A 24282-nucleotide genomic window follows, 5' to 3' on the forward strand; every position below is an offset into this window, starting at 1 on the left:
TGCGCCGAACGCGTGACGCTAGTTAAAGCGGTGTCATGGGGAGCGGGGCGGGGCGACCAAAATCCTCCCCCCAGCGGGGGAGGTGTCGGCGTAGCCGACGGAGGGGGAAGAGGCCGGGCCAGGACAACTTCCCCCTCCGGCCTTCGGCCACCTCCCCCGCGAGGGGGAGGATTTGAAGTCCTAGATCGCCACCCGCTTCGCGATCGCACTCCTGCGCGCCTTGGTCTCCTGCTGGGCGCGCTGCACGGCTTCGGTCTCGGTCGCATGCAGCAGGTGGTCGATGACCCGCTCCAGGTGATCGCGCATGGCCTGACGCGCGGCCGCCGGGTCATGGGCCTTCAGCGCATCCACCACGCGGCGGTGCTCGACGATGCGAGGCTCCAGGCCCATGCCGCGCGCGCGGGTCAGGATGTTCCGCGCCAGGGGCGAGCGGTTGCGCCAGTCCCAGAGGTTCTCGATCGTGGCGATGATCGCGCCGTTGCCGGTCGAACGGGCGATGGTCAGGTGGAATTCGCGGTCGGCGTCCTCGCCGCTGATCTCTTCCTCGTCATGCATCCGCTGCAGCAGGCCTTCCAGCACCGCGATCTGCTCGTCGCTGATCGAGGTGGCGGCCAGGGCGGCGGCCTCGCCCTCGAACAGGCGGCGGGCCTCGATCAGCTCGAAGGCGCCGATCTCGAAGTCCATCTCGGCCGAGGGGGCGACGGGGCGGACATTGCCGGTGACATAGATGCCGAGGCCATGGCGGGCCTCGATCATGCCCAGCATCTCCAGCGCGATCATCGCCTCGCGCAGGGTAGGGCGCGAAACCCCGAACTGTTCGGCCAGCTCGCGCTCGGTCGGCAGGCGGTCGCCCAGCTTGTACTGCCCAGCCTCGATCGAGTCGGCCACCGAGTCGGCGATCTTGCGGTAGAGCTTGACGTTGTCAGACATGTGGGCCGGTGACTTTGGGGGAGCTCGGAAAAGGACGCTTGGCGATAGCCGTGTCCGTGAATCACTAACACGGGTGACGCAGCGTTTTGTCGTACTTTTTCGCGCCTTCGCGCCGATTGGTCAGAGTTTGTAGGCCCTCTTGGCCAGATCATAGGCCAGTTGGTGGGCGACCTCGTGGGCCTCGTCCTCGTCCAGGCGGTGCTCGGCGACCAGCTGGGCCAGCCAGACGCAGTCCATCCGCCGGGCGACATCGTGGCGCGCCGGGATCGACAGGAACGCCCGCGTATCGTCGTTGAAGCCGACGGTATTGTAGAAGCCCGCCGTCTCGGTGGTCTGCTCGCGGAAGCGGCGCATGCCCTCGGGGCTGTCGTGGAACCACCAGGCCGGACCCAGGCGCATCGCGGGGTAGTGGCCGGCCAGCGGGGCCAGTTCGCGGCTGTAGCTGGTCTCGTCCAGGGTGAAGACGATGATCGTCAGGCGCGGGTCGTTGCCGAAGCGGTTCAGCAGCGGCTTCAGGGCCTGGACGTACTCCGTCGCCACCGGGATGTCGGCGCCCTTGTCGCGGCCGAAGCGCTCGAAGACCCCCTGGTTGTGGCTGCGGAAACAGCCCGGATGGATCTGCAGGACGAGGCCGTCCTGCGTGCTCATCCGCGCCATCTCGACCAGCATGTGGCCACGGAACAGCTCGGCGTCGGCGGGGCTGACCTGGCCTGCGATCACGCGGGCGAACAGGGCGCGCGCGTCGGCGTCCGGGAGGTCGGCCGTGAAGGCGGTCGGGTGGCCGTGGTCGCTGGACGTGGCGCCGGCGGCGATGAAGTCGGCGCGGCGCTTCCCGTGCGCCCGCAGATAGCCGTCATAGTCGCGGACGTCCTCGCCGGCGATCTCGCCGAAGCGCTTCAGGCTGTCGGTGAACTCCGGGTGCTCGGGATCGACGACATTGTCGGGGCGATAGGCGGTGACCACCTTGCCCTTCCAGCCGCTGGCGGCGATGGCGTGGTGGTGGTCGAGGGTATCGACCGGGCTCTCGGTCGTGGCGATCACCTCGATATTGAACCGCTCGAACAGGGCGCGCGGCAGGAACTCCGGCCGCTTCAGGGCCGCGTCGATGGTGTCGTAATAGCGGTCTGCGGTCTCTGCGCAGAGGCGCTCGCGCAGGCCGAACACCTCGGCATAGACCCAGTCGTGCCACATGCGCGATGGCGTGCCCCGCAGCAGGTGATAGCGCTCGGCGAAGCGCCGCCAGATGGCCCGGGGATCGGTCTCGACCGGCCCGCCATCGACGCGGGGTATGCCTAGGTCCTCCAGCGGTACGCCCTGGCTGTAGAGCATGCGGAAGACGTAGTGGTCGGGGATGATCAGCAGCTCCGCCGGATTGGCGAAGGGCTGGTTCTCCGAGAACCAGCTGGGATCAGTGTGGCCGTGCGGGCTGACGATCGGCAGGTCCTTGATCCGCGCATACAGCCGCCGCGCGATGTCGCGCATGTGCGGGTCGGCGGGGAACAGGCGGTCGGGGTGCAGCGTCAGCGCGTGGGCCACTTCGATCTCACCAGTCGTGCATAGAGCCGTCGAGACGGCGGGCGACCGGCAGATAGGCGCGCTGGTACGGGTACTTGGCGGCCAGGTCCTCGTCGATGTCGACGCCCAGGCCCGGCGCCTCGCCCGGATGCAGCATACCGTCCTTGAAGCTGTAAGCGTGCGGGAAGACCGCGTCGGTCTCGGGCGTGTGGCGCATATATTCCTGGATGCCGAAGTTGGGGATCGACAGGTCGAAGTGCAGGGCCGCGCCCATGCAGACCGGCGACAGGTCGGTGGCCCCGTGGCAGCCCGTGCGCACGTGGTGCAGGTCGGCGAAGCTGGCCAGCTTCTTCAGGTGGCTGATGCCGCCGGCGTGCACGACCGTGGCGCGGATGTAGTCGATCAGCTGTTCCTCGATCAGCTGCTTGCAGTCCCAGACCGAGTTGAAGATCTCGCCCACGGCCAGCGGCGTGGTGGTGTGCTGGCGGATCAGCCGGAAGCTGGCCTGGTTCTCGGCCGGGGTGGCGTCCTCCATCCAGAACAGGCGGTAGGGCTCCAGATCCTTGCCCAGGCGACCGGCCTCGATGGGCGTCAGGCGATGGTGGACATCGTGCAGCAGGTGCAGGTCCTCGCCCAGCTTCTCGCGGGCGGCCTCGAACAGGGCGGGGGTCGAGCGCATGTACCGTTCGGTCGACCACAGGGTCTCCTTGGGCAGGTCGCCGTCGGCGGGCTCGTAGAAGAACTTGTCCTTGGAGACGCCGTAGGTCCCCTTCATGCCGGGCACGCCGGTCTGCAGGCGGATGGCCTTGTAGCCCTGCTCGGCATAGTGGGCGGCGTTGTCGAGGGTCTCCTCGATGGTCTCGCCATTGGCGTGGCCGTAGACCATCACCCCCGTGCGGCAGGCCCCGCCCAGCAGCTGGTAGACCGGCAGGCCGGCGATCTTGCCCTTGATATCCCACAGCGCCGTATCGACGGCGGCGATCGCGGCCATGGTCACCGGACCCCGGCGCCAATAGGCCCCGCGATACAGGAACTGCCAGATGTCCTCGATCTGGTGGGCGTCGCGGCCGATCAGGCAGGGGATGACGTGCTGGGTCAGATAGGCCTCGACCGCCAGTTCGCGGCCGTTCAGCGTGGCGTCGCCGATGCCGTACACCCCTTCGTCGGTGACGATCTTCAGGGTGACGAAGTTGCGCCCCGGACACGTGACAATGGTCTTGGCGGCGATGATCTTGGGCATGGAACGCTTTGCTTGGAGCTCTTAAGGGCGGGCCGAAGACCGAGCGCGCGCCGTGATCGAGGCGCGAGGCGTCCATCTTCCTCCCTGACTACCGGTGTACCGCTACCATTTCGGTTGTCAACCGGGTGGTCAGACCACTAAGGTCTGGTGTCCCGACCTTTGACGGCGCTGTCTTTGCTAGCAACGTTTCAGGTGGCGAGATCCGTACAAAATATCCGATCTTCCCGGCGAACGCCGGGACCCAGATCGTAGGGCTGTGAGAGGGTCTAGCCTGGCGCCTCCCAGTCCTTGAGCTGGGCCCCGGTATTCATCGGGGAGGTCGGGAGGGAGTGAGACGTATGCGTTTCCTGGCGTTGATCCTGGCCTTCGTGCTGCTCGCCCCCGCCGCCCGGGCCGAGGACGGCTACGACTTGTGGCTCCGCTACAAGCCCGTCGAGGCCTCGGCCCGAACCGCCTACGCCGCCCGCGCCGCCGCCATCGCGCCCACTCCGAACACCCCGACGATGAAGGTCGCCCGCGCCGAGCTGGAGCGCGGCCTCACAGGCCTGGTCGGCAAGCCCGCCAGCGCCGCCGCCGGCTCGCGCGACGGGGTGATTGTGCTGACCTCGGGCGCCAAGGATCTGGCCGACGAAGGCTACCGGATCCGCACCGAGACGGTGAAGGGCCGCAAGACCACGGTCATCGCCGGCAAGACCGACATCGGCGTGCTCTACGGCGTGTTCCGCTACCTGGAATTGATCCAGACCCGCCAGCCAGTGGAGAGCCTCGACATCACCAGCGCCCCCAAGGTGAAGCTGCGGATGCTGAACCACTGGGACAACCTGAACCGCACGGTCGAGCGCGGCTATTCCGGCCAGTCGATCTTCGACTGGTGGCGGCTGCCTGGCGTGGTCGATCCGCGCATGACCGACTATGCCCGCGCCAATGCCTCGCTGGGCATCAACGGCGCGGTGCTGAACAACGTCAACGCCAAGTCCGACAGCCTGACCGCGCCCTTCATCGCCAAGGCGGCGGCGCTCGCCGACACGTTCCGGCCCTATGGGATCAAGGTCTATCTGTCGGCCCGCTTCTCCTCGCCGATCGAGATCGGCGGCCTGAAGACCGCCGACCCGGCCGACCCCGCCGTCGCCGCCTTCTGGAAGGCCAAGGCCGACGAGATCTACAAGGCCATTCCCGACTTCGGCGGCTTCCTGGTGAAGGCCAATTCCGAGGGCCAGCCGGGACCGCAGGACTATGGCCGCACCCATGTCGACGGGGCCAACATGCTGGCCGATGCGGTCGGACCGCATGGCGGCGTCGTGATCTGGCGGGCCTTTGTCTATTCGCACGAGCAGCCCGACGACCGCGCCAAGCAGGGCTTCAACGAGTTCAAGCCGTTCGACGGCCAGTTCCGCGACAACGTGGTCATCCAGGTCAAGAACGGGGCCATCGACTTCCAGCCGCGCGAGCCGTTCCACCCGCTGTTCGGGGCCATGCCCAAGAGCAACCTCGGCATGGAGTTCCAGATCACCAAGGAATACCTCGGGTTCTCGACCCACCTCGTCTATCTGGGCCCGCTCTACGAGGAGACCCTGCGGTCAGACACGATGGCGAAGGGCAAGGGCTCGACGGTGGCCAAGGTGGTCGACGGCCAGCTGGACGGTCGCAAGCTGACGGTGATGGCCGGGGTGGCCAATATCGGTAGCGACCGCAACTGGAGCGGCTCGCAGTTCGACCAGGCCAACTGGTACGTCTTCGGGCGGCTGGCCTGGGACCCGGAGGCCTCGACGCGCGACATCGCGACGGACTGGGCGCGGATGACCTTCAGCAACGACCCGCGCCTGGTGAAGCCGGTCGTCGAGATGATGATGGGCTCGCGCGAGGCGGCGGTGGACTACATGACCCCGCTGGGCCTGCACCACCAGATGGGCCGCAGCCACCATTACGGGCCGGGACCGTGGGTGGCCGGCGGGCCGAGGGCGGACTGGACCAGCGTCTACTACGCCAAGGCCGGGCCGGACGGTTTGGGCTTCGATCGTACGTCGACGGGGTCCAACGCCACCGCGCAATATGCGGCCCCGGTGGGGAGCTGCTACGCCGACCTCAAGTGCGTGGATGAGAAGGACCTGCTGTGGTTCCACCACGTGGGCTGGGACTACCGGCTGAAGTCGGGCGACACCCTGTGGGACGGGCTGGTGAAGCGCTACGGGCGCGGGGTGGCCTATGTGGACGGCATGGAGCGGACGTGGGCCGGCTTGGCGCCGTACGTGGATAGCCAGCGCCATGCCGAGGTGGCCGACTACCTGAAGATCCAGCGCGATGAGGCCCAGTGGTGGCGGGATGCGTCGGTGGCGTGGTTCGGGAGCTTCGCCAAGCGCCCGTTGCCGGCAGGGGAGAAGGCGCCGGCGAAGTCGCTGGAGGCGTACGAAGCGATGCAGTTCCCCTGGGCGCCGGGGAACTAGTTTCCTTCTCCCCTTGCGGGAGAAGGTGTCAGCGCAGCTGACGGATGAGGGGTTGCGCGGCGGCGTCAGCGCGACCCCTCATCCGACCCGCTTCGCGGGCCACCCTCTCCCGCAAAGGGAGAGGGAAGAGTAGCGGTTGGGCCGGACTCGTGCGTCAGTCCACTGACCCCTTCGCCGAGACTCCCGCATGAACCTCCTCGCCGCCACGGCCCTCGCCGCATCCCTCGCGACCGCCGCCCAAGCCGCCCCGCTGAACGTCCCCGCCACGCTCAAGACCATCGACGCCCAGCTGGACCGCGACTACCCGGCGCTGGAGAGCCTCTACAAGGACATCCACGCCCACCCGGAGCTCGGCTTCCAGGAGGTCGAGACCGCGAAAAAACTGGCCGAGCAGATGCGCGCTCTCGGCTTCACGGTGACCGAGGGCGTCGGCAAGACCGGCGTCGTGGCGGTGTTCAAGAACGGCGATGGGCCCAAGGTGCTGATCCGCACCGAGCTGGACGGCCTGCCGATGCAGGAGAAGTCGGGCCTGCCGTATGCCAGCCAGGCGACGGCGATGTACCGCGACGAGAAGACCTTCACCGCCCATTCGTGTGGGCACGACATCCACATGGCCGCCTGGGTCGGGACGGCCAAACAGCTGGTCGCGATGAAAGCCAAGTGGAAGGGCACGCTGGTCTTCGTCGCCCAGCCGGCCGAGGAGCTCACCAGCGGCGCGCGGGCCATGCTGGGCGACGCCTTGTGGGACAAGATCGGGGGCAAGCCGGACTACGGCTTCGCCCTGCACGTCGGCAACGATCCGGCGGGCCAGGTGTCGTACAAGGCCGGCGTCCTGACCTCGACCTCGGACGGGATCGACCTGACCTTCGTGGGGCGCGGCGGGCACGGCTCGATGCCCAGCGCCACGATCGACCCGATCCTGATGGCCAGCCGCTTCGTCGTGGACGTCCAGAGCGTGGTCAGCCGCGAGAAGGACCCCAGCCAGTTCGGGGTCGTGACCATCGGCTCGATCCAGGGCGGCAGCGCCGGCAACATCATCCCCGACCGCGTCCGGCTGCGCGGCACGATCCGCACCCAGGACGCGGCCGTGCGCGACAAGATCCTCGACGGCGTCCAGCGCACCGTGAAGGCGGTGGTCGACATGGCCGGCGCGCCGCCCGCCGAGCTGAAGCTGACGCCCGGCGGCAAGATGGTGGTCAATGACGCGGCCCTGACCGAGCGTACGGCGGCGGTGTTCAAGGCCGCCTTCGGCAAGAACGCCGTGCCGCAGGACAAGCCCGGCTCGGCGTCCGAGGACTATTCGGAGTTCGTCATCGCCGGCGTGCCGTCGGTTTATTTCGGCATCGGCGGCTACGCGCCGGCCGAGATCGAGAAGGCGAAAGCGGAGGGGCGGGCCGTGCCCACCAACCACTCGCCATTCTTCGCGCCGACGCCTGAGCCGACGATCCGGACGGGGGTGGAGGCGATGACGCTGGCGGTGCTGAATGTGGTGGGGAAGTAGGGAAGCGCCCCCTCCGTCACGATGCGGATACGCGACGAGGCGGAGGGGGCGCGCCTTCGCCCTAAACCCCCAGCACCCGCCGCACCACCAGCTCCAGCATCTCCGCCGTCACCGGCCGCCCCGTCGCGTGGTTGTTCATCGCCAGGCCGCTCAGCACGTCGATGACCAGGTCCGGGTCCGTATCGGCCGCGACCTGGCCTCGGGCCATGGCCCGCTCGACCACGGCGCGGTTGTGGGCGCGGCGGCGGGGGAAGACGTCCTGGTGCCAGGCGACCAGCTCGGGCCGCACCCGCGCCTCGGCGACCATGAAGCTCATGCACGAGCCCATCACCGGATCGTTGTAGAGCCGCAGCATGGTCTGGCCCATGGCCACCAGGTCGGCCACGACGTCGCCGGTGTCGGGCAGGACCTCCAGGTGCAGGGCCTCGTCGAAGGCCTCGCCCACGGCTTCGACCGGATTGGCCCAGCGGCGGTAGAAGGTGGCGCGCGGGGCGCCGGCGCGCTCGCAGATCTTCTCCAGGGTCAGGCCCGAGAAGCCGTGCTCGGCCAGGACCTCCAGCGCCGCGCGCTTCAGCCGCCGCTCGACCTCCGGATCGCGCGGCCGGCCGGGGCCGCGTTTGAGGGGGGCGGGGGCGGTAGTGGTCATCGGGCGACCATAGGGGAGGAGCGCCCCCTCCGTCACGATGCGTATCCGCATCGCGCCACCTCCCCCGTTGCACGGGTGAGGAGGATGCTGGTCTCCCTCCTGCCCCGCTTGCGGGGGAGGTGGATCGGCGCGAAGCGACGAGACGGAGGGGGCGCTTCTACCCCGCCATCGCGTCGCAGTTCGCCCGGATGAACTCGAAGTGCCCCGGCATCACCTCGGCCGACTTGGCGATCACCGACTTGATCTCGGCCATGCGCGCCTTGAACGTCGCCTCGTCCATGTTGTCGGCCATCGGGTCGTGGCCTTCCGGGATGATCCCCTGGCCGATGAACACCGCGAACCACGAGGTGTCGTTGAATAGCTCCTCGTTCTCGCGGAACACCCGGCCCGAGCCTTTGAAGAGCTCGATCTTGTCGGCCAGGTAGTCGGGGATCGGCATCTCGCGCAGATAGTCCCAATAGGGCGTGTCGTTCCGCTCGGTGGCCTTGAAGTGGAGGATCAGGAAGTCCCGGATCTTCTCGTACTCGAAGGTCATGGTGCGGTTGTAGCGGTCGATGTCCGCCTGGCGGAAATGGCGGTCAGGGAAGTGGGCCATCAGCCGCGAGATGCCGACCTGGATCAGGTGGATCGACTGGCTCTCCAGCGGCTCCATGAAGCCCGCCGACAGGCCGATCGAGACGACGTTCTTGTCCCAGCTCTTCTTGCGGCGGCCGGCGGTGAAGCGCAGCAGGTTCGGATCGGCCAGGGGCTCGCCGTCCAGGTTCTTCAGGAGGTCGGCCAGGGCCTCGTCGTCGCTGACGAACTGGCTGGAATAGGCGTAGCCGTTGCCCAGGCGGTGCTGCAGCGGGATGCGCCACTGCCAGCCGTGCGGGCGGGCCGTCGCCCGCGTCGCCGGGGCCATCGAGCCGCCCAGCGCGCAGGGCATGGCCACCGCGCGGTCGTTCAGCAGCCACTTGGACCAGTCCTCGTAGCCGGCCTTCAGGGTCTGCTCGATCAAGAGGCCCCGGAAGCCCGAACAGTCGATGAAGAGGTCGCCTTCGAAGACCTCGCCGCTCTCCAGGGTGACGGAGGTGACGTGGCCGCTCTCGCCATCCTGCTGTACCGACTGGATGCGGCCCTCCTGGCGCACGACGCCCCGCGCCTCGGCGTATTCGCGCAGGAACTTGGCGTAGAGGCCCGCGTCGAACTGGAAGGCGTAGGCGATCTGGCTGAGCGGCGAGTTGGCCTGGTTGTTGGGCCGCATGAACTTGCTCATGCGCCCGCCCATGGTCTGCAGGCTGTAGGCGCCCAGGTCGTCGTCCAGGCCCATCGCCCGCAGCTTCAGCCAGTAGGCGTGGAACGACACCCCCTCCATGTCGACGCCGTACGGGCCGAACGGGTGGTGGTAGCTGTGGCCCACCCGCAGCCAGTCGACGAAGTCGATGCCCAGCTTGAAGGTCGCCTTGGTCTTCCGGACGAACTCGTTTTCGTCCAGGCCCAGCATGCGGTTGAAGATGTTGATCTGCGGGATGGTCGACTCGCCGACGCCGACCGTGCCGATGGCCTCGGACTCGATCAGGGTGACCTTGGTGAAGCCGTCCTTGAGGAAGCGCCCCAGGGCGGCGGCGGTCATCCAGCCGGCGGTGCCGCCGCCGACGATGACGATGCGGCGCAGGCGGTGGTCGGTGGCGGTCATGCGGAGAATCCCTGACCTGGTGTTTTGGGCGCCGCGCAGTAGCGGGCGATGAACTGTTCGTGGGTCGGCAGGGCGTCGGAGGTCTGGCGGACCACGCCGGCCAGGTTCGCCATCTGACGCTTCAGGAAGGCCTCGTCGTACTGGTCGACCAGCGGGTCGTGGCGCTCGGGCATGACGCCCTGGCCCAGCAGCACGGCGATCCAGCTGGGCTCGGCGAACAGGTCGTAGTCCGACTGGAACAGGCGTCCCGAAGCGCGGAACAGGTCCATCTTGCGCTTCAGGTCGGCCGGGATCTCCATCTCGCGCAGCTGCTTCCAGTACGGCTCGGGCCGGGTGTTGGCGTGGAAGTGCAGGATGATGAAGTCGCGGATCAGCTCGACCTGCAGGATGGTCAGGCGGTTGTACTCGGCGATCTCGACGGGGTTGAAGCCCTTGTCGGGGAACAGGGCCAAGAGCTTGGTGATCCCGGCCTGGATCATGTGGATGCTGGTGCTTTCCAGCGGCTCCAGGAAGCCCGACGACAGGCCGATGGCCACGACGTTCTTGTTCCAGATCTGCTTGCGGCGGCCGGGGCGGAACTTGATGAAGTTCGGCTTCTGGGTCGGGGCGCCGTCCAGGGTCTTTTCCAGCGTCTTCAGCGCGTCCTCGTCGCTGATGTGCTTGGACGAATAGACATAGCCGGTGCCGATCCGGTGCTGCAGCGGGATGCGCCACACCCAGCCGGCCTCGTGGGCGGTGGCGCGGGTGAAGGGGCTGAGGCCGTCGCCGCCCATCTCGCACTGCAGGGCCACGGCGCGGTCGTTGGCCAGCCAGTGGCCCCAGTCCTCGAAGCCGGTCTTCAGGGTCTGCTCGATCAAGAGGGCGCGGAAGCCGGTGCAGTCGACGAAGAGGTCGGCCTCCAGCACCCGGCCGTCCTCAAGCGTGACGCCGGTGATGAAGCCGGTCTCGCCGTTCTGGCCGACCTCGGCGACCTTGCCCTCGACGCGGGTGACGCCGCGCTTCTCGGCATAGTCGCGCAGGTATCTGGCGTAGAGGCTGGCGTCGAAGTGGAAGGCGTATTTCAGGCTCGACAGCACCTGGCCGGGGTCCTTGCTGGGCAGCATGAACTTGCCGTGGGTGGCGGCGGTGGCCGGCAGGTTGAAGTCGTCGATCGGCGGGGCCCAGCCCTCGTGGTGGGCGCGCAGCCAGAACTGGTGGAACTTCAGCGCCTCGATATCGAGACCGAACTTGCCGAACGGGTGCAGGTAGCGGTGGCCCGGACCCATCCAGTCGCGGAACTCGATGGCCAGCTTGAAGCTGCCCTTGGTCGCCCGCATGAACTCGGCCTCGTCGATGCCGAGAATCTCGTTGAAGGTCGTGATCGGCGGGATCGTCGCCTCGCCGACGCCGACGGTGGAGATCTGGTCGGACTCCACCAGCGTGACCTCGACGCCCTTGGTGTCGAGAACCTTGGCGAGGGCGGCGGCTGTCATCCAGCCGGCGGTGCCGCCGCCGACGATCAGGACCTTGCGGATGGGGTTGGGGGTCATGCGAAAATGGCCTCGGATAGTCTGAACTCTCCTCCCCCTCTGGGGGAGGTGGCCCGGAGGGCCGGAGGGGGCAGCTCGGCGCCGGCGGCGATGGCCCCCTCAGTCGCTCCGCGACAGCTCCCCCAGCGGGGGAGCAGAGCGTTGATGGTCTCAAACACGCGGCATCGCCTCCGCCGCCTGCACCAGCACCTGGCGCATCCGGCCCAGCAGCTCACGTGTCCGCTCGATCGGCACGCGTTCGACCAGCGGGTCCCAGCGCTTCGGCTTCACGCCCCGCGCCAGCAGGGCATGCACCCACGCCCCCTCCGGCCAGGCTTCCTCGTCGTACATCACGACGCGGCCGCGGCTTTCGAACTGCTCCAGCTTGCGGGCCAAAGGCTCGGGCGGGTTGTCCAGCACGCCCCAGCGCAGGATGGCCATGTCGCGAGCGCGTTCGAGGGCGGCTTCGGACAGGCGGTTGTATTCGGCGACGGCGGCTGGGCCGGTCGGGAACAGGGCGACCAGACGCGAGACGTCGCCCTGCAACAGGTGCAGGTCGCCGCCATCCGCCGAACCGACGGCGCCGTGGGCGGTCCCGACGGCGACGATGTTTCCGGCCATGGCCCGGGCGCGGCGGCCGGCCTTCAGCGGCGCGTCGGTCGCGAAGGTCGAGATCAGGCCCTCGTCGACCAGCCTCACGCCCGTCGGCAGCCAGGCGTTCCAGTCGATCCAGGGCTCGCCGCCGATCAGTCGGGCCTCGGCGCCGGTCGCGTCGACCAGCAGGTCCGCGTCGCGCGACTCGGCGTCGACCACGACGGCGCCGGCCTTCAGCGCGGTGTCCTTCAGGAGGGTCGCATAGCCCGCCGCGTCCAGCAGCAGGCCGTGGTCGATCGTCGACAGCGGCGAGCGCGGGTCGGGGCTGGCCGGCGCGAAGCGGCCGCGCTGGGCGGCCTGGGCGGCGAGGCTCCAGTCGGCCAGCGGCGCGCCGCCGCTGGCCGCCAGCCAGTAGTGGTGGAACGGCAGGCCATCGAGCAGGGCGCCGGTCTCGCCGAACGGCTCGATCGCCTCGCCATAGCGGGCGGCCAGGCGCGGCGTGGCGCCGGTCTCGCGGACCAGGGCGGCCTCCGGGATTCCCAGGCGGGCGTGCAGCCCGCGCAGCGAGGGCAGGGCGGCCAGCTTGCCGGCGGCGGGCGGGGCGGTCTCGGCGACCGCGACGCTGGCCACGCCCTTGCCGGCGACGGCCAGGGCGGCGGCGGTCATCCAGGCGTCGACGCCCGAGCCTACGATAAGGACGCGAGTCATGCGGACGCCCTCGCATCGGCGACCGACCGCAGGAAGGTCTCGTGCTCCGGCATGGCTTCCACCGTGCGGGCCACGGCGGCCTTCAGGTCCGCCAGCACCTTGGCCGCGTAGGCCGGATCGACCGCCTCGACCAGCGGATCATAGCCGTCGGGCATGATGTTCTGGCCCAGATAGACGGCCAGCCACGAGGGCTCCTTGAAGAAGCCGTCCTTGTAGCCGACCACGGCCCCGCGCTCGCGGAACAGGCCCATCTTCTCGGCCAGGCTGTGCGGGATCGGCGCGGCGCGGCGATCGTTCCAGAAGTCCGAATCGTCGCGCTGGTTGGCGTGGTAGTGCAGCACCAGGAAGTCGCGGATCCGCTCGAACTCCAGGTCCATGACGCGGTTGTACTCGTCCTGGTCGGCCTGTTCGAAGCCCCGGTGCGGGAAGAGCTCCAGCAGGGTGGTGATCGCCACCTGGATCAGGTGGATCGAGGTGCTCTCCAGCGGTTCCAGGAAGCCCGACGACAGGCCGATGGCCACGACGTTCTTCAGCCACTGCTTCTTGCGGCGGCCGGTGACGAAGCGGAGGAAGCGCGGGTCCTGCTGGGCCTTGCCGTCCAGCTTCTCGACCAGCACGCGGGCGGCCTCGTCGTCGCTGATATAGCTGGAGCAGTAGACATAGCCGTTGCCGACCCGGTGCTGCAGCGGGATGCGCCAGCGCCAGCCGGACTGGTCCGAGGTCGCGCGGGTCAGGGGCGTGGCGGGCTCGACCGAGTCGCACGGCACGGCGGCGGCGCGGTCGCAGGGCAGCCACTGGGTCCAGTCGTCGTAGCCCGCCTTCAGCGCGCCCTCGATCAACAGGCCCCGGAAACCCGAGCAGTCGATGAAGAGGTCGCCTTCGATGGTCTGACCACTCTCCAGCGTGACGCCGGTGACGAAGCCGTCGTCTGGGCGCTGGACGACCGTGGCGATCTTGCCCTCGGTGCGCACCACGCCCCGCGCTTCCGAATAGGCGCGCAGATAGAGAGCGTAGAGGCCGGCGTCGAACTGGTAGGCGTAGTTGAAGGTCGAGCCCAGCGAGCGGGGATCGGTGGCGGGCGGCGCGAACTTGCCCGCGAAGCCGGCCATGATCGGCAGGCTGTAGGCCTCGATTCTGTCGGCTTCCCCCATTCCTTTCTTGGCGAGCGCCTTGGCCCGCAGCCAGTGCTGGTGGAAGGGCAGGCCGGCGATCGGATGGCCGAAGGCGCCGAACGGATGGACGTAGCGCTCGCCCTTGCGGCCCCAGTCGCGGAACTCGATGCCCAGCTTGTAGGTGGCCTGGGTCTTCCGCATGAAGTCGGCTTCGTCCAACCCCAGGCGGGCGTTGTAGTTGCGGATGTGCGGGACGGTGGCCTCGCCCACGCCGACGGTGCCGATCTCGGCCGACTCGACCAGCTCGATGGCTACGGCCAAGCCCTTCAGCACCGCGACCAGGCCGGCGGCCGTCATCCAGCCGGCCGTGCCGCCGCCGACGATGACGATCTTGCGGATGGGGTTCATGGCGGCAGCTTAGGGTTCGTGACGCGCGCAAGGGAAGGGTGCGGCATTCGGACGCGGTCCCAGCGTTTGCATCATTCCCCCCGTGCGGACCTTTTGGACCGTCATTACGCTTCTTCCCGGACCTGCTTTTCCGCCTCGTCAGATGACCGCAGGACAAGCAGAAAATTGACAACGCTGTCCGGCGTTGTCATCGTTCACATACCCGGACGCCAAGAATCCGGGCCGACGTGGCCAGACCACGGATGGGGAGGTGACCAGGCTAGGGATTCGGCGCGCAGCAAGCGTTGCAAGCGCTGTCTCTCCCAAAAATGGTAACGTTCCCATTCCTTATGGCTAAACGAAGCTGGCGTTTGTGACAACGCTTGACGACCAGTGGTCTGTCGTGTGATCTGACCACAATGGTCACGGTAACATGATCAATGGTAGCGCTACCTCGCTACCAGAACGACAAAAGGGGAGGTGGACTAAATGGGCACGGCCAACGGGCTGTCCGCGATCAGCGGACGCAATTCAATCTCGAACAAGCTGAAGTATGGCGCCTCGGTGCTGGTGCTGGGCGCGCTGGTCATCGGCACGCCGGCCATGGCGCAGACCGCGGCCAAGGCTGATGCGCAGACCGTCGACGAAGTCATCGTCACGAGCATCAAGCAGAGCCTGAAGAGCAGCCAGCAGCTGAAGCAGTCGTCCGAAATCATCGGCGACTCGATCACCGCCGAAGACATCGGCGCCCTGCCGGACCGCTCGGTCACCGAAGCGCTGCAGCGCGTTCCGGGCGTGGCCATCAACCGCTTCGCCGCCAGCGTCGACCCCGACCACTTCTCGGTCGAAGGCTCGGGCGTCGTGGTCCGCGGCCTGAACTTCGTCCGTTCGGAACTGAACGGCCGTGACACCTTCTCGGCCAACAACGGCCGCGCCCTGTCGTTCGCCGACGTTCCGTCGGAACTGATGGGCGGCGTCGACGTGTTCAAGAGCCCCTCGGCCGACCTGATCGAAGGCGGCATCTCGGGCACGGTGAACCTGCGCACGCGCCTGCCGTTCGACAGCAACAAGCGCCAACAGCTCTCGCTCTCGCTGGAAAACAGCTACGGCGACATGGTCAAGAAGTGGGCCCCGAGCTTCACCTTGATGGGCGCCAAGCGCATCGACACCAACATCGGCGAACTGGGCTTCATGCTCAGCTACACCGACTCCAAGCTCTGGACGCGCGCCGACGCCACCCAGGCTTCGAACTTCGCCTGCCGCACCACCCTGGGCCAGACCCCGTCGGACTGCGGCAACGGCACCAAGGGCGTCTGGTATCCGCGCGGCGCCGCGTTCCGTTCGACCACCACCGATCGTGAGCGCGAAGGTCAGGCCGCCGCCGTCCAGTGGCGCTCGCCCGACCGCACCATGCAGGCCACCGTTCAGTACCTGCGTTCGGACTCGAGCCAGATGTGGACCGAGCACGCGATCGAAGTCGCGACCGACAACGTGGCCGCCAACGGCGACTCGCGTCCGGTGGCCGGCACGACGTTCGGCTTCGACAGCGAAGGCATCTTCACCAACGGCCTGATCACCGGCACGACCGGCTGGCGCGCCGACCAGAACTCGGGTGAGCGCCGCACGCCGATCGACGGCCTGCAGTCGAACAACATCCGCCGCGACGTCGACCAGAAGTACATGACGAGCGACTTTGGCGCGAACTTCAAGTGGACGCCGAACGACAACTGGGGCTTCCAGGCCGACTACCAGCACGTCTCGTCCAAGGTGAAGGTCCTGGACGTCGGCCTGTGGGGCTCGACCTTCCAGAACGTGGCGATGAACCTGCGCGGCAACGATCCGCCGATCTTCGCCTTCTCCGCGCCCAGCAACGGCGGCGTGGTCGTGCAGTGCCCGACCCCGACCTCCAGCTGCCCGACCTACTACAACGGCACGCACAACAGCTTCAGCGACGGCTACAACTCGTTCTGGCGCGCCGCCATGGACCACTACGAGCAGTCGGAAGGCAACGAAGACGCGGTCAAGTTCGACGTCGAATACAAGTTCGACGACAGCACCTGGCTGGACTCGGTCAAGGCCGGTGTCCGCTGGTCGGATCGCGACCAGACCACCCGCTTCACGGGCTACAACTGGGGTGTGGTCAGCGAAATCTGGGGCGAAGGCGGTCCGGTCTGGTTCAACGACAAGATCGACGGCATCCCGGAAGTCAACGGCGTCCCGGGCACCCTGGGCACCGACAGCTCCAGCAAGACCGAGCTGTTCGCGTTCGACAACTTCTTCCGAAACAAGGTCCCGGTTCCGACCGGCAACGAGCCGCGTCCGTTCTATAACCAGAACATCACGGAGAACTATGCCGCGTTCGCGGCCTTCGTGAAGCAGGTCGGTTCGGAGTGGCGCGCCACCTACACCGCCGATAACTGCCCGCAAAACTGGGTGCCCCTGGCGCAGCGTTGCGGCGTCACGGCCGGCTCGCCGTTCCGTCCGAACGAAATCAACCCGGTCGAAGAGAAGAACAAGGCCGCCTACCTGATGGCGCGCTTCAAGCATGACTTCGACGGCGGCATCCGCCTGACGGGCAACTTCGGCGTCCGCTACACCAAGACCGACCGCGAGACTTCGGGCTACCTGGCCTATCCGCTGTCGAGCTCGGTGCCGACGGAAACGACCTGCAACACGCCGGTGACGCCGCCGGCGACCCTGCCGGTGTTCTGTACCGCGATCACCGCCGCGACCCGCGCCGAAATGCGCAACTGGGCCAACGGCGCGCTGGTGGCTAACAACGCCTCGACCTCGTACGACTACTTCCTGCCCAGCTTCAACGCCAAGCTGGCCCTGCCGAACAAGATGCAGTTTCGCCTGGGCCTGTCGAAGACGGTGACGCCGCCGGATATCGGCCTGGTCCGCAACTACTACAACCTGTCGGTCAACTCGAACGCCGACGGCATCACCAACGGCCGTCCGACGGGCACCACGACCGTGGGTAACCCGAAGCTGAAGCCCATCGAGTCGACCAACATCGACCTGTCGGGCGAGTGGTACTTCGCCCCCGTCGGCTCGCTGACGATGGCCCTGTTCCACAAGGACCTGACCAACGTCATCACCAACGGCACGCAGCGCATTCCGTTCACCAACAACGGCGCGACGTTCGACGTGGTCGTGACCACGCCGGTCAACTCGCCGGACAAGGCCAAGATCGACGGCTTCGAAATCGGCTACCAGCAGTTCTACGACTTCCTGCCCAAGCCGCTGGACGGCTTCGGCATCAACGCCAACTTCAGCTACATCAAGAGCTCGGGCGTGAAGCAGTCGACGCTGTCGGCGACCGACCCCGACGTCGCCGCCGGCCGTGTCGCCAACATCGACACCAGCCTGCTGCCGCTACAGGGCCTGTCGAAGTACAACGCCAACTTCGCCGCCATCTACGAGAAGGGCAAAATCTCGGCCCGCCTCGCCTACAACTGGCGCTCGCGCTTCCTGCTGACCGTCCGCGACGTGATCGTGCCCTACGCGCCGATCATGAACGAGGCCACCGGTCAGCTGGACGGCTCGGTGTTCTACACGGTCAGCCCGAACGTGAAGGTCGGTGTGCAGGGCGTGAACCTGCTCAACGAAATCACCCAGGCCAACCAGGTCCTGAACAACAAGCTGCTGGATACCGGCCGCTCGTGGTTCATGAACGACCGTCGCTACACGCTGGTCCTGCGCGCCAGCTTCTAAGCTCCGCGGAGAGGTCGGTCCGGGTTTTCCTCACTCGGACCGGCCCATCCCGGATGGGTTTCGTAGCTCCCCTCTATTGGGCGGCGAAGCTCGGTTACTCCTGCCAACTTTTAGGCGCGCATCGTTCCTCAAAGCGGTGCGCGTTTTTCTTGGAGCGTCCCCATGCGCCTTTCCCGCAGAGACCTGCTCGCCGCCGGCGCCGCCACGGCCCTGGCCGGTCCCGCTTTGGCCGCCGAAGGCCCGTCGCTGCGCGAGCTGGCCAAGGCCAAGGGCCTCTATTTCGGCAGCGCCGTGGGCGCGGGGCCGAAGGGCTCGCTGACGGGCTCGTTCGAGGACCCCAAGTACCGCGAGATCCTGGCCCGCGAGTGCGGCGTCCTGGTCCCCGAGAACGAGCTTAAGTGGTACGTGGTCCGCGCGCGCGGCCCGCAGTATTTCGACTTCGAGCGCGCCGACCGCATCGCCGAGTTCGCCAAGGCCAACGGCCAGGCCCTGCGCGGCCACACCCTGATCTGGCACCACCCGCAGTGGTTCCCAAACTGGGTGAAGGGCTACGACTTCGGGCCGAAACCCGCCGAGGCGGCGGCCAAGATGGTCACCGAGCACATCCAGACCCTGTGCAAGCGCTATCCGCAGATGATCTCGTGGGACGTGATCAACGAGACGGTCGATCCGGCCGACGGCTCGATCCGCAGCACCTTCCTCTCCGACGCCATGGGCAAGGAGCAGGTGCTGGACCTGGCCTTCCACGTCGCCCGCGACGCCGCCCCCAAGGCCCGGCTGGTCTATAACGACTATATGAGCCAGGAGGTCGGCAACGAGAAGCACCGCTACGGCGTGCTGAAGCTGCTGGAAGGCTTCAAGAAGCGCGGTACGCCCGTCGACGCCCTGGGCATCCAGAGCCACATCGGGGCCGAGAACGCCGACAGCTTCACGGGCTTCGGCAAACCGCAATCGAAGGAATGGACCGCGTTCCTGAACGAGGTCACCGGCATGGGCTACGACCTGCTGGTCACCGAGTTCGACGTCCACGACAAGGGCCTGCCGGCCGAGTTTGGCCCCCGTGACGTCGAGGTCGCCGCCTACGCCAAGGCCTTCCTCGACCAGATCCTGTCGTACCGCCAGACCAAGGAGATCCTGGCCTGGGGCATGGTCGACAAGTATTCGTGGCTGCAGAACCAGTGGTTCCGCCAGGACAAGCTGCCCAAGCGCCCGACGCTGTATGACGACAACTATCAGGCCAAGCCGCTGCGCGAGGCGGTGGCCGCGGCGCTGAAGGCGGCGCCCTCCAGGTAACTCAGCACAAAACCCCGCTCATCCCCGCGAAGGCGGGGACCCAAGCCGAGTTTGGGATTTCGTACCGCGCTCTTCCCCAAGCGCCGCTTGGGTCCCCGCTTTCGCGGGGATGAGCGGTGAAAAGGGAAGCGTATGATCGGACTAACCCTGGCCCTGGCGCTCCTCGCCACAGCCGCAACCGCCGCCCCGCAGACCGCCCAGTTCTCCAACTTCGTCTACAGCGGCTCCGACCCCTCCGACGCGGTCAAGGCCGCGCCCGGCCAGTACCGCAACCCGATCGTCCAGGGCTTCCACCCCGACCCGTCGGTTACCCGCGCCGGCAAGGACTACTACCTGGTCAACTCGACCTTCGCCTGGTTCCCGGGCCTGCCGGTGTTCCACTCGACCGACCTCGTCCACTGGGAGCAGATCGGCAACGCCATCGACCGTCCTGGCATGCTGGACTTCAAGCGTCTGGGCATGTCGCGCGCCGTGTTCGCCCCGGTCATCGAGGAGCACCAGGGGACGTTCTACATCCTCAACACCTGCGTCGACTGCGGCGGCAATTTCCTGATCACCGCCAAGGACCCGAAGGGGCCGTGGTCCGATCCCGTCTGGCTGCCGGAAGTCGGCGGCATCGACGCCTCGATCTTCTTCGACGACGATGGAGCCGGTGGGGGCCGGTCGTGGATCGTCAACAACGACAACCCGCCCGGGCCGGCCGAGTACAGCGGCCACCGCGCCATCTGGATCCAGGAGTACGACGCCAAGGCCCAGCGCACGATCGGCCCGCGCACGGTGCTGCTGGACAAGGGCGTCAACCCCGCCGCCAAGCCGATCTGGCCCGAGGGGCCGCACATCCTCAAAAAGGACGGCTGGTACTATCTGGTCGCCGCCGAGGGGGGCACGGCCGAGGGCCACAGCCAGGTGGTGCTGCGCGCCAAGAGCGTCACCGGACCCTATGTTCCGTATGCGGATAATCCGATCCTGACCCAGCGCGGCCTGCCCAAGGACCGTCCGCTGCCGATCACCTCCGCCGGCCATGCCGACCTCGTCGACACCCCCGATGGCCAGTGGTGGGCGACCTTCCTGGCCGTGCGCCCGTACGGCGACGACCTCTACAACACCGGCCGCGAGACCTTCCTGCTGCCGGTGGAGTGGAAGGACGGCTGGCCGGTGATCCTGGAGAACGGCAAGACCATCCCGTATGTGGCGGACGCGCCGAAACTGCCGACGATGGCGGCCCCGTCGAGCTCAGGTCCGTTCACGGCGGCCGAGACCTTCGCGGGTCCGGAGCTGCCCAAGAACTGGATGACCATGCGCATCCCGACCTCGCGCTGGTGGTCGGTGAAGGACGGGACGCTGAGCCTGGAGGCTCGCAAGGACCGCATCGGCGGCGACGAGCAGCCCTCCGTCTGGGCGCGGCGCCAGCAGCACATGAACGCCAGCGTCTCGACGACGGTGCGCTTCGAGCCCAAGGCCGATGGCGACAAGGCCGGTCTGGTGGCCGTGCAGAACGACGACTTCTACTGGTTCGTGGGCCTTGTGCAGGCGGGCGGCAAGACGCTGGTGCGGGTCGAGAAGCGGGCCGGGAAGGGCGATCCAGTCGACGGGGCCGTCGTGGCTGAAAAGCCGATTTTCCTCAAATCAGGCCAAGGCCTGAACCTGAAGATCGCGGTGCGCGGCGGAGCCCTGGACTTCGCCTACGGGACCGCGCCGGGGCAGTGGGAGACGCTGAAGGCCGACGCCGACGGGACGACCCTGAGCACCAAGGTGGCGGGCGGGTTCGTCGGGACGATGCTGGGCGTCTACGCGCATGGCGCGGGGCAGTAGGCCAGCGATCAACGCTTCTCTCCTCCCCCTCTGGGGGAGGGGGACCGGCGAACGCCGGTGGAGGGGCCCTGTGAGCCAGGGCTACATCCTGTGACCGGCGGTATTCGCGCCAGTTCTGATCCCGACAAGAGGAGGCTGAACTGTTCGGTTGGCCCCTCCACCGCCGTTCGGCGGTCCCCCTCCCCCAAAGGGGGAGGAGAGGGGTTTCCGAAAGTCTCAGCGGTACTTGTAGAGCTTCACCCGCTGCACCCCGAACTCCGTCGGCGGCAGGCGCACGTGCCGGCCCTGGTGGGTCTCATCCCCGTTCAGCCAGCGCCCATCCACCCACTTGCCGCCCTCGAACTGCTGCTCGCGCACGACCTCCAGCCCGACGCTGGCGTCCTTGGTCGTGAAGGTGATGGTGATCCCGCGCCCGGCCACGACGAACTCGTCCGGACCCGTCTGGATCACCAGGCCGCCATGGCTGGCATAGTCCTGCTTGTCCTTCGGGGTCCACGGATCGACCACGGTTACCGTGAAGTCCCACGGGCCGAAGCTGGCCTTGCTCGGCGTCAGGTCCACCGTCCCGTCATAGGCCACCGGCGCGCGGAAGCCGCGCATGGTCTTGCCGCCGTCGTGGGTGGTGATCAGGGGCTTCAGCCGGTCCAGCAGCTTGTAGGCCGCGCCCAGGGCTTTCACGCCGTCCGCCGGCAGGTTCTCGATCGAGAAGGGCGAGAAGCCGATCGCGTCGTGCTCGCCGATCGCCCAGAAGGCGTTGCCGGGGGCGGGCGTCTTGCCGGCCTGGTCGGCCTCGGGGATGAACAGGGGCTGGTCGGCGCGGTCGTAGGGCGGCATCCACTTCGTAAAGTCGGCGAAGTAGATGTCGGGGCTCAGCATGTCCAGGGACGGCGCCGCCGCGCGCCACAGGTCGATCAGGTGCGGCAGGGGGCCGGCGCTGGGATAGCCGCCCGGCGCCGCGCCCGGCCGGGGCAGGGCGGCGTTGACGTACATCGGCAGGTCGTAGGCCTTCTTGCCCGCCGCCGTGACGGTCTCGACATAGCGGCCGAAGGTCCAGGCCTGCCACAGCTCGTCGGTCGCCGCCGAGGCGCCGAACACCTGCTCCCAGGTCCCGGTCTTGCTGGCCTTGAGCGCTTTCAGCGCGGCCGCCGGAACCGGCTTTCCGAAGTCGGCGTCGGCGTCCTTCGTGTGGTCGCGGGCCTGCGGGAGCATGCCGATCTCGTTCTCGACTTGGATCATCAGGACGGTGCGCTTGTCGCCGTCGACCGCCTTCAGGTGCGCCATCATCGCGGCGAAGGCCTTGGCGTCGGCGTCGCGGGTCGTCGCGGCCGAGGGGCTGAGGATCTCGACCGCCTTGCCTTCCGCCGTGCGGGCCAGCGGGAAGCGGACCTGGTCGCGCTTCACCCAGCCGGGGGTGTAGGTCGACATGCTGTTCTTCCAGGCCCCGAACCACAGCAAGACGAGGCGCATGTCCTTGTCGCGGGCCTGCTGGATCATACCGTCCAGCACCGTGAAGTCGTACTTGCCCTCGACCGGCTCGATCTGCTCCCAGGTCACGGGCGCCAGCACCGTGTTGAGGTTCGCGGCCTTCATCACCGCCCAGTGGCGGGAGAGGTCCTTGAGATCCGAGCTCGAGGAATTGCCCAGTTCGCCGCCCAGGATCAGGAACGGCTTGTCGTCGACCAGCAGGCGGTGGACGCCGTCGATCCTGGCGATGCGAGGGGCCGTTTCGGCGTGGGCGCCGAGGGGCGCGGAAACGGCGGCGAGGCCCAGCAGGGCGGCGCTGAAGAGCGAGTTTTTGTTACGCATGTCAAAGGTCAGATGATGCCATGACACTTGTAAGATCAATGCTGAAAATGGCCGTGGCGGCCGTATTTGTTACCGCTACCCCAGCTGCCGCCCAGTTCGCCCAGCGCGACGTCGCGGCGGGTCAGGCCGAGCATGCGCGGATGTTGAAGGCCCTGGGGATCACCAAGCCTCTGCGGCCCGGCGTCGATGGCTACAACAAGACCGCCCCCAACGCCGTCAACTACGACGAGGCCAAGGCCGGGCCGTTCAGCCTGCTGCCTGATCCGCTGCGCTTCCCGGACGGCGCGCCGGTCAAGGACGCCGACGCCTGGTGGAAGGTCCGCCGCCCGCAGATCGTCGAGCTCTACGCCCGCGAGGAGCACGGCCGGGTCCCGAAGCATGCGCCCAGGATCACCTGGAAGGTGGTCAAGGAAACCCACGCGATCCGGGCCGGTGTGCCGGTGGTCGAAAAGCGCCTGGCGGGCGTGGCCGACAACAGGAAGGCGCCGTCGATCTCGGTCTCGCTCGACATGCTGGTGGTGACGCCCGAGGGCAAGACCGGCGTCCCGCTGATCCTGGAGTTCGGCTTCCCCGACGGCGCGCCGTGGATGCGCGGCCGTCCGGCGCCGCCTGGGCCGGACTGGAAGGATCTCGTCATCGCCAAGGGCTGGGGCTACGCGATCCTCGACCCGACCAGCGTCCAGGCCGACGACCCGGCCAAGCTCTCGCAAGGGATCATCGGCCTTTCCAACAAGGGCCAGCCGCGCAAGCCCGACGACTGGGGCGCCCTGCGCGCCTGGGCCTGGGGCGCCAGCCGCGCGGTCGACTATTTCGAGACCGACCCGGCGATCGACGCCAAGCGGATCGGCATGGAGGGCCTGTCGCGCTACGGCAAGGCGGCCCTGCTGGCCATGGCCTACGAGCCGCGCCTGGCGGTCGGACTGATCGCCTCGTCCGGCGAGGGCGGCGCCAAGCTGCATCGGCGCAAGCGCGGCGAGCAGGTCGAGAACCTGGCCGCCGAGGGCCAGCACCACTGGATGGCTGGCAACTTCCTGAAATACGCCGGCCCGCTGACCGCCGATGATTTGCCCGTGGACAGCCACGAACTGATCGCCCTGGTCGCCCCGCGTCCGCTGTTCATCAGCGTCGGCAATGACGAGGCCGACGCCTGGATCGACTCGCGGGGAATGTTCATGGCCGAGGTGGCGGCCGGGCCGGTCTATCGGCTGCTGGGGAAGAAGGATCTGGGGACGACGGTGTTCCCGGCGCCGCTGACCCTGGTGGCGGACGGGGATCTGGCCTTCCGCCAGCACGAGGGCGGCCATACGCCCGGACCGAACTGGCCGTACTTCCTGGACTTCGCGGCGCGGTATTTCGAGAAGAAGTAGGCCCGCTCCTCAAGTTCCAAATCCGTGTCA

General features: G+C 67.8%; 13 protein-coding genes and 5 pseudogenes. 8 read left to right on the forward strand and 10 right to left on the reverse strand.

Annotated elements, in window-relative coordinates:
- Positions 1-61: 61 nt before the first annotated feature.
- From AC07NN_RS04240 to manD, 4 genes and pseudogenes are all read right to left on the reverse strand, one after another.
- Positions 62-174 (reverse strand): annotated as a pseudogene (locus AC07NN_RS04240) (NlpC/P60 family protein); the annotation flags it as partial.
- A gap of 6 nt (positions 175-180) precedes the next feature.
- On the reverse strand, positions 181-930 hold the full coding sequence (locus AC07NN_RS04245; RefSeq protein WP_494637876.1) for a FadR/GntR family transcriptional regulator: 750 nt from the start codon (positions 928-930) through the stop codon (positions 181-183).
- A 120-nt stretch (positions 931-1050) separates the two neighbouring features.
- Positions 1051-2466: a glucuronate isomerase gene (uxaC, locus tag AC07NN_RS04250; protein WP_494637877.1), complete on the reverse strand. Its 1416-nt coding sequence runs from the start codon at positions 2464-2466 to the stop codon at positions 1051-1053.
- 7 nt (positions 2467-2473) lie between these two features.
- Positions 2474-3685, reverse strand: a complete 1212-nt coding sequence (gene manD, locus AC07NN_RS04255; RefSeq protein ID WP_494637878.1) for a D-mannonate dehydratase ManD — start codon at positions 3683-3685, stop codon at positions 2474-2476.
- Positions 3686-4023: 338 nt separating this feature from the next.
- Between manD and AC07NN_RS04260 the strand changes: the two genes are divergently transcribed.
- Positions 4024-6126 (forward strand): alpha-glucuronidase family glycosyl hydrolase, encoded by a 2103-nt coding sequence (locus tag AC07NN_RS04260; protein WP_494637879.1) that lies wholly within the window; start codon positions 4024-4026, stop codon positions 6124-6126.
- Positions 6127-6313: 187 nt separating this feature from the next.
- The gene (locus tag AC07NN_RS04265; protein ID WP_494637880.1) at positions 6314-7627 is read left to right on the forward strand and encodes an amidohydrolase; all 1314 of its coding nucleotides are present in this window, start codon (positions 6314-6316) and stop codon (positions 7625-7627) included.
- Between the two features lie 61 nt (positions 7628-7688).
- Here AC07NN_RS04265 and AC07NN_RS04270 read toward each other — a convergent pair whose 3' ends face one another.
- A complete protein-coding gene (locus AC07NN_RS04270; RefSeq protein ID WP_494637881.1) occupies positions 7689-8273 on the reverse strand; it encodes a TetR/AcrR family transcriptional regulator in 585 nt (194 codons plus the stop codon).
- A gap of 9 nt (positions 8274-8282) precedes the next feature.
- On the opposite strand from AC07NN_RS04270, the pseudogene AC07NN_RS04275 reads away from it, so the two are divergent.
- Positions 8283-8410: pseudogene (locus AC07NN_RS04275) on the forward strand (hypothetical protein); the annotation flags it as partial.
- A 20-nt stretch (positions 8411-8430) separates the two neighbouring features.
- Here the strand turns inward: AC07NN_RS04275 and AC07NN_RS04280 are convergent.
- From AC07NN_RS04280 to AC07NN_RS04295, 4 genes are all read right to left on the reverse strand, one after another.
- Positions 8431-9948 (reverse strand): tryptophan halogenase family protein, encoded by a 1518-nt coding sequence (locus tag AC07NN_RS04280; RefSeq protein WP_494637882.1) that lies wholly within the window; start codon positions 9946-9948, stop codon positions 8431-8433.
- Positions 9945-11477 carry a tryptophan halogenase family protein gene (locus AC07NN_RS04285; RefSeq protein ID WP_494637883.1) on the reverse strand — a complete coding sequence of 511 codons (1533 nt, stop codon included), beginning with the start codon at positions 11475-11477 and terminating at the stop codon, positions 9945-9947. The genes AC07NN_RS04280 and AC07NN_RS04285 overlap by 4 nt, the downstream gene beginning before the upstream one ends.
- A gap of 150 nt (positions 11478-11627) precedes the next feature.
- Positions 11628-12758 carry a tryptophan 7-halogenase gene (locus AC07NN_RS04290; RefSeq protein WP_494637884.1) on the reverse strand — a complete coding sequence of 377 codons (1131 nt, stop codon included), beginning with the start codon at positions 12756-12758 and terminating at the stop codon, positions 11628-11630.
- A complete protein-coding gene (locus AC07NN_RS04295) occupies positions 12755-14278 on the reverse strand; it encodes a tryptophan halogenase family protein (RefSeq protein ID WP_494637885.1) in 1524 nt (507 codons plus the stop codon). Before AC07NN_RS04295 ends, AC07NN_RS04290 begins: the two co-directional genes overlap by 4 nt.
- A gap of 468 nt (positions 14279-14746) precedes the next feature.
- Between AC07NN_RS04295 and AC07NN_RS04300 the strand changes: the two genes are divergently transcribed.
- The 4 genes and pseudogenes from AC07NN_RS04300 to AC07NN_RS04315 form a co-directional block, all read left to right on the forward strand.
- On the forward strand, positions 14747-17974 hold the full coding sequence (locus AC07NN_RS04300) for a TonB-dependent receptor (protein WP_494637886.1): 3228 nt from the start codon (positions 14747-14749) through the stop codon (positions 17972-17974).
- 136 nt (positions 17975-18110) lie between these two features.
- Positions 18111-19267 (forward strand): annotated as a pseudogene (locus AC07NN_RS04305) (glycoside hydrolase family 10 protein).
- A 132-nt stretch (positions 19268-19399) separates the two neighbouring features.
- Positions 19400-21079, forward strand: coding sequence for a glycoside hydrolase family 43 protein (locus AC07NN_RS04310; protein WP_494637887.1), 1680 nt, complete (start codon positions 19400-19402; stop codon positions 21077-21079).
- A gap of 143 nt (positions 21080-21222) precedes the next feature.
- A pseudogene (locus tag AC07NN_RS04315) lies at positions 21223-21285 on the forward strand (hypothetical protein); the annotation flags it as partial.
- 10 nt (positions 21286-21295) lie between these two features.
- Here the strand turns inward: AC07NN_RS04315 and AC07NN_RS04320 are convergent.
- Positions 21296-22907, reverse strand: a pseudogene (locus AC07NN_RS04320) (GH35 family beta-galactosidase).
- A gap of 16 nt (positions 22908-22923) precedes the next feature.
- Here AC07NN_RS04320 and AC07NN_RS04325 point away from each other — a divergent pair.
- Entirely contained in the window at positions 22924-24252 is a 1329-nt protein-coding gene (locus tag AC07NN_RS04325; protein ID WP_494637888.1) for an alpha/beta hydrolase family protein, read from the forward strand.
- The last annotated feature ends 30 nt before the right edge of the window (positions 24253-24282 follow it).

It is taken from the genome of Caulobacter sp. GW821-FHT09H08, assembly GCF_059415885.1.

What these genes read in the sequence shown, in the direction of transcription:
- AC07NN_RS04245 (WP_494637876.1), bottom strand. Translation starts at nt 930, where the DNA reads ATGTCTGACAACGTCAAGCTCTACCGCAAGATCGCCGACTCGGTGGCC.
- manD (WP_494637878.1), bottom strand. Translation starts at nt 3,685, where the DNA reads ATGCCCAAGATCATCGCCGCCAAGACCATTGTCACGTGTCCGGGGCGC.
- AC07NN_RS04260 (WP_494637879.1), top strand. Translation starts at nt 4,024, where the DNA reads ATGCGTTTCCTGGCGTTGATCCTGGCCTTCGTGCTGCTCGCCCCCGCC.
- AC07NN_RS04265 (WP_494637880.1), top strand. Translation starts at nt 6,314, where the DNA reads ATGAACCTCCTCGCCGCCACGGCCCTCGCCGCATCCCTCGCGACCGCC.
- AC07NN_RS04270 (WP_494637881.1), bottom strand. Translation starts at nt 8,273, where the DNA reads ATGACCACTACCGCCCCCGCCCCCCTCAAACGCGGCCCCGGCCGGCCG.
- AC07NN_RS04280 (WP_494637882.1), bottom strand. Translation starts at nt 9,948, where the DNA reads ATGACCGCCACCGACCACCGCCTGCGCCGCATCGTCATCGTCGGCGGC.
- AC07NN_RS04285 (WP_494637883.1), bottom strand. Translation starts at nt 11,477, where the DNA reads ATGACCCCCAACCCCATCCGCAAGGTCCTGATCGTCGGCGGCGGCACC.
- AC07NN_RS04290 (WP_494637884.1), bottom strand. Translation starts at nt 12,758, where the DNA reads ATGACTCGCGTCCTTATCGTAGGCTCGGGCGTCGACGCCTGGATGACC.
- AC07NN_RS04295 (WP_494637885.1), bottom strand. Translation starts at nt 14,278, where the DNA reads ATGAACCCCATCCGCAAGATCGTCATCGTCGGCGGCGGCACGGCCGGC.
- AC07NN_RS04300 (WP_494637886.1), top strand. Translation starts at nt 14,747, where the DNA reads ATGGGCACGGCCAACGGGCTGTCCGCGATCAGCGGACGCAATTCAATC.
- AC07NN_RS04310 (WP_494637887.1), top strand. Translation starts at nt 19,400, where the DNA reads ATGATCGGACTAACCCTGGCCCTGGCGCTCCTCGCCACAGCCGCAACC.
- AC07NN_RS04325 (WP_494637888.1), top strand. Translation starts at nt 22,924, where the DNA reads ATGCTGAAAATGGCCGTGGCGGCCGTATTTGTTACCGCTACCCCAGCT.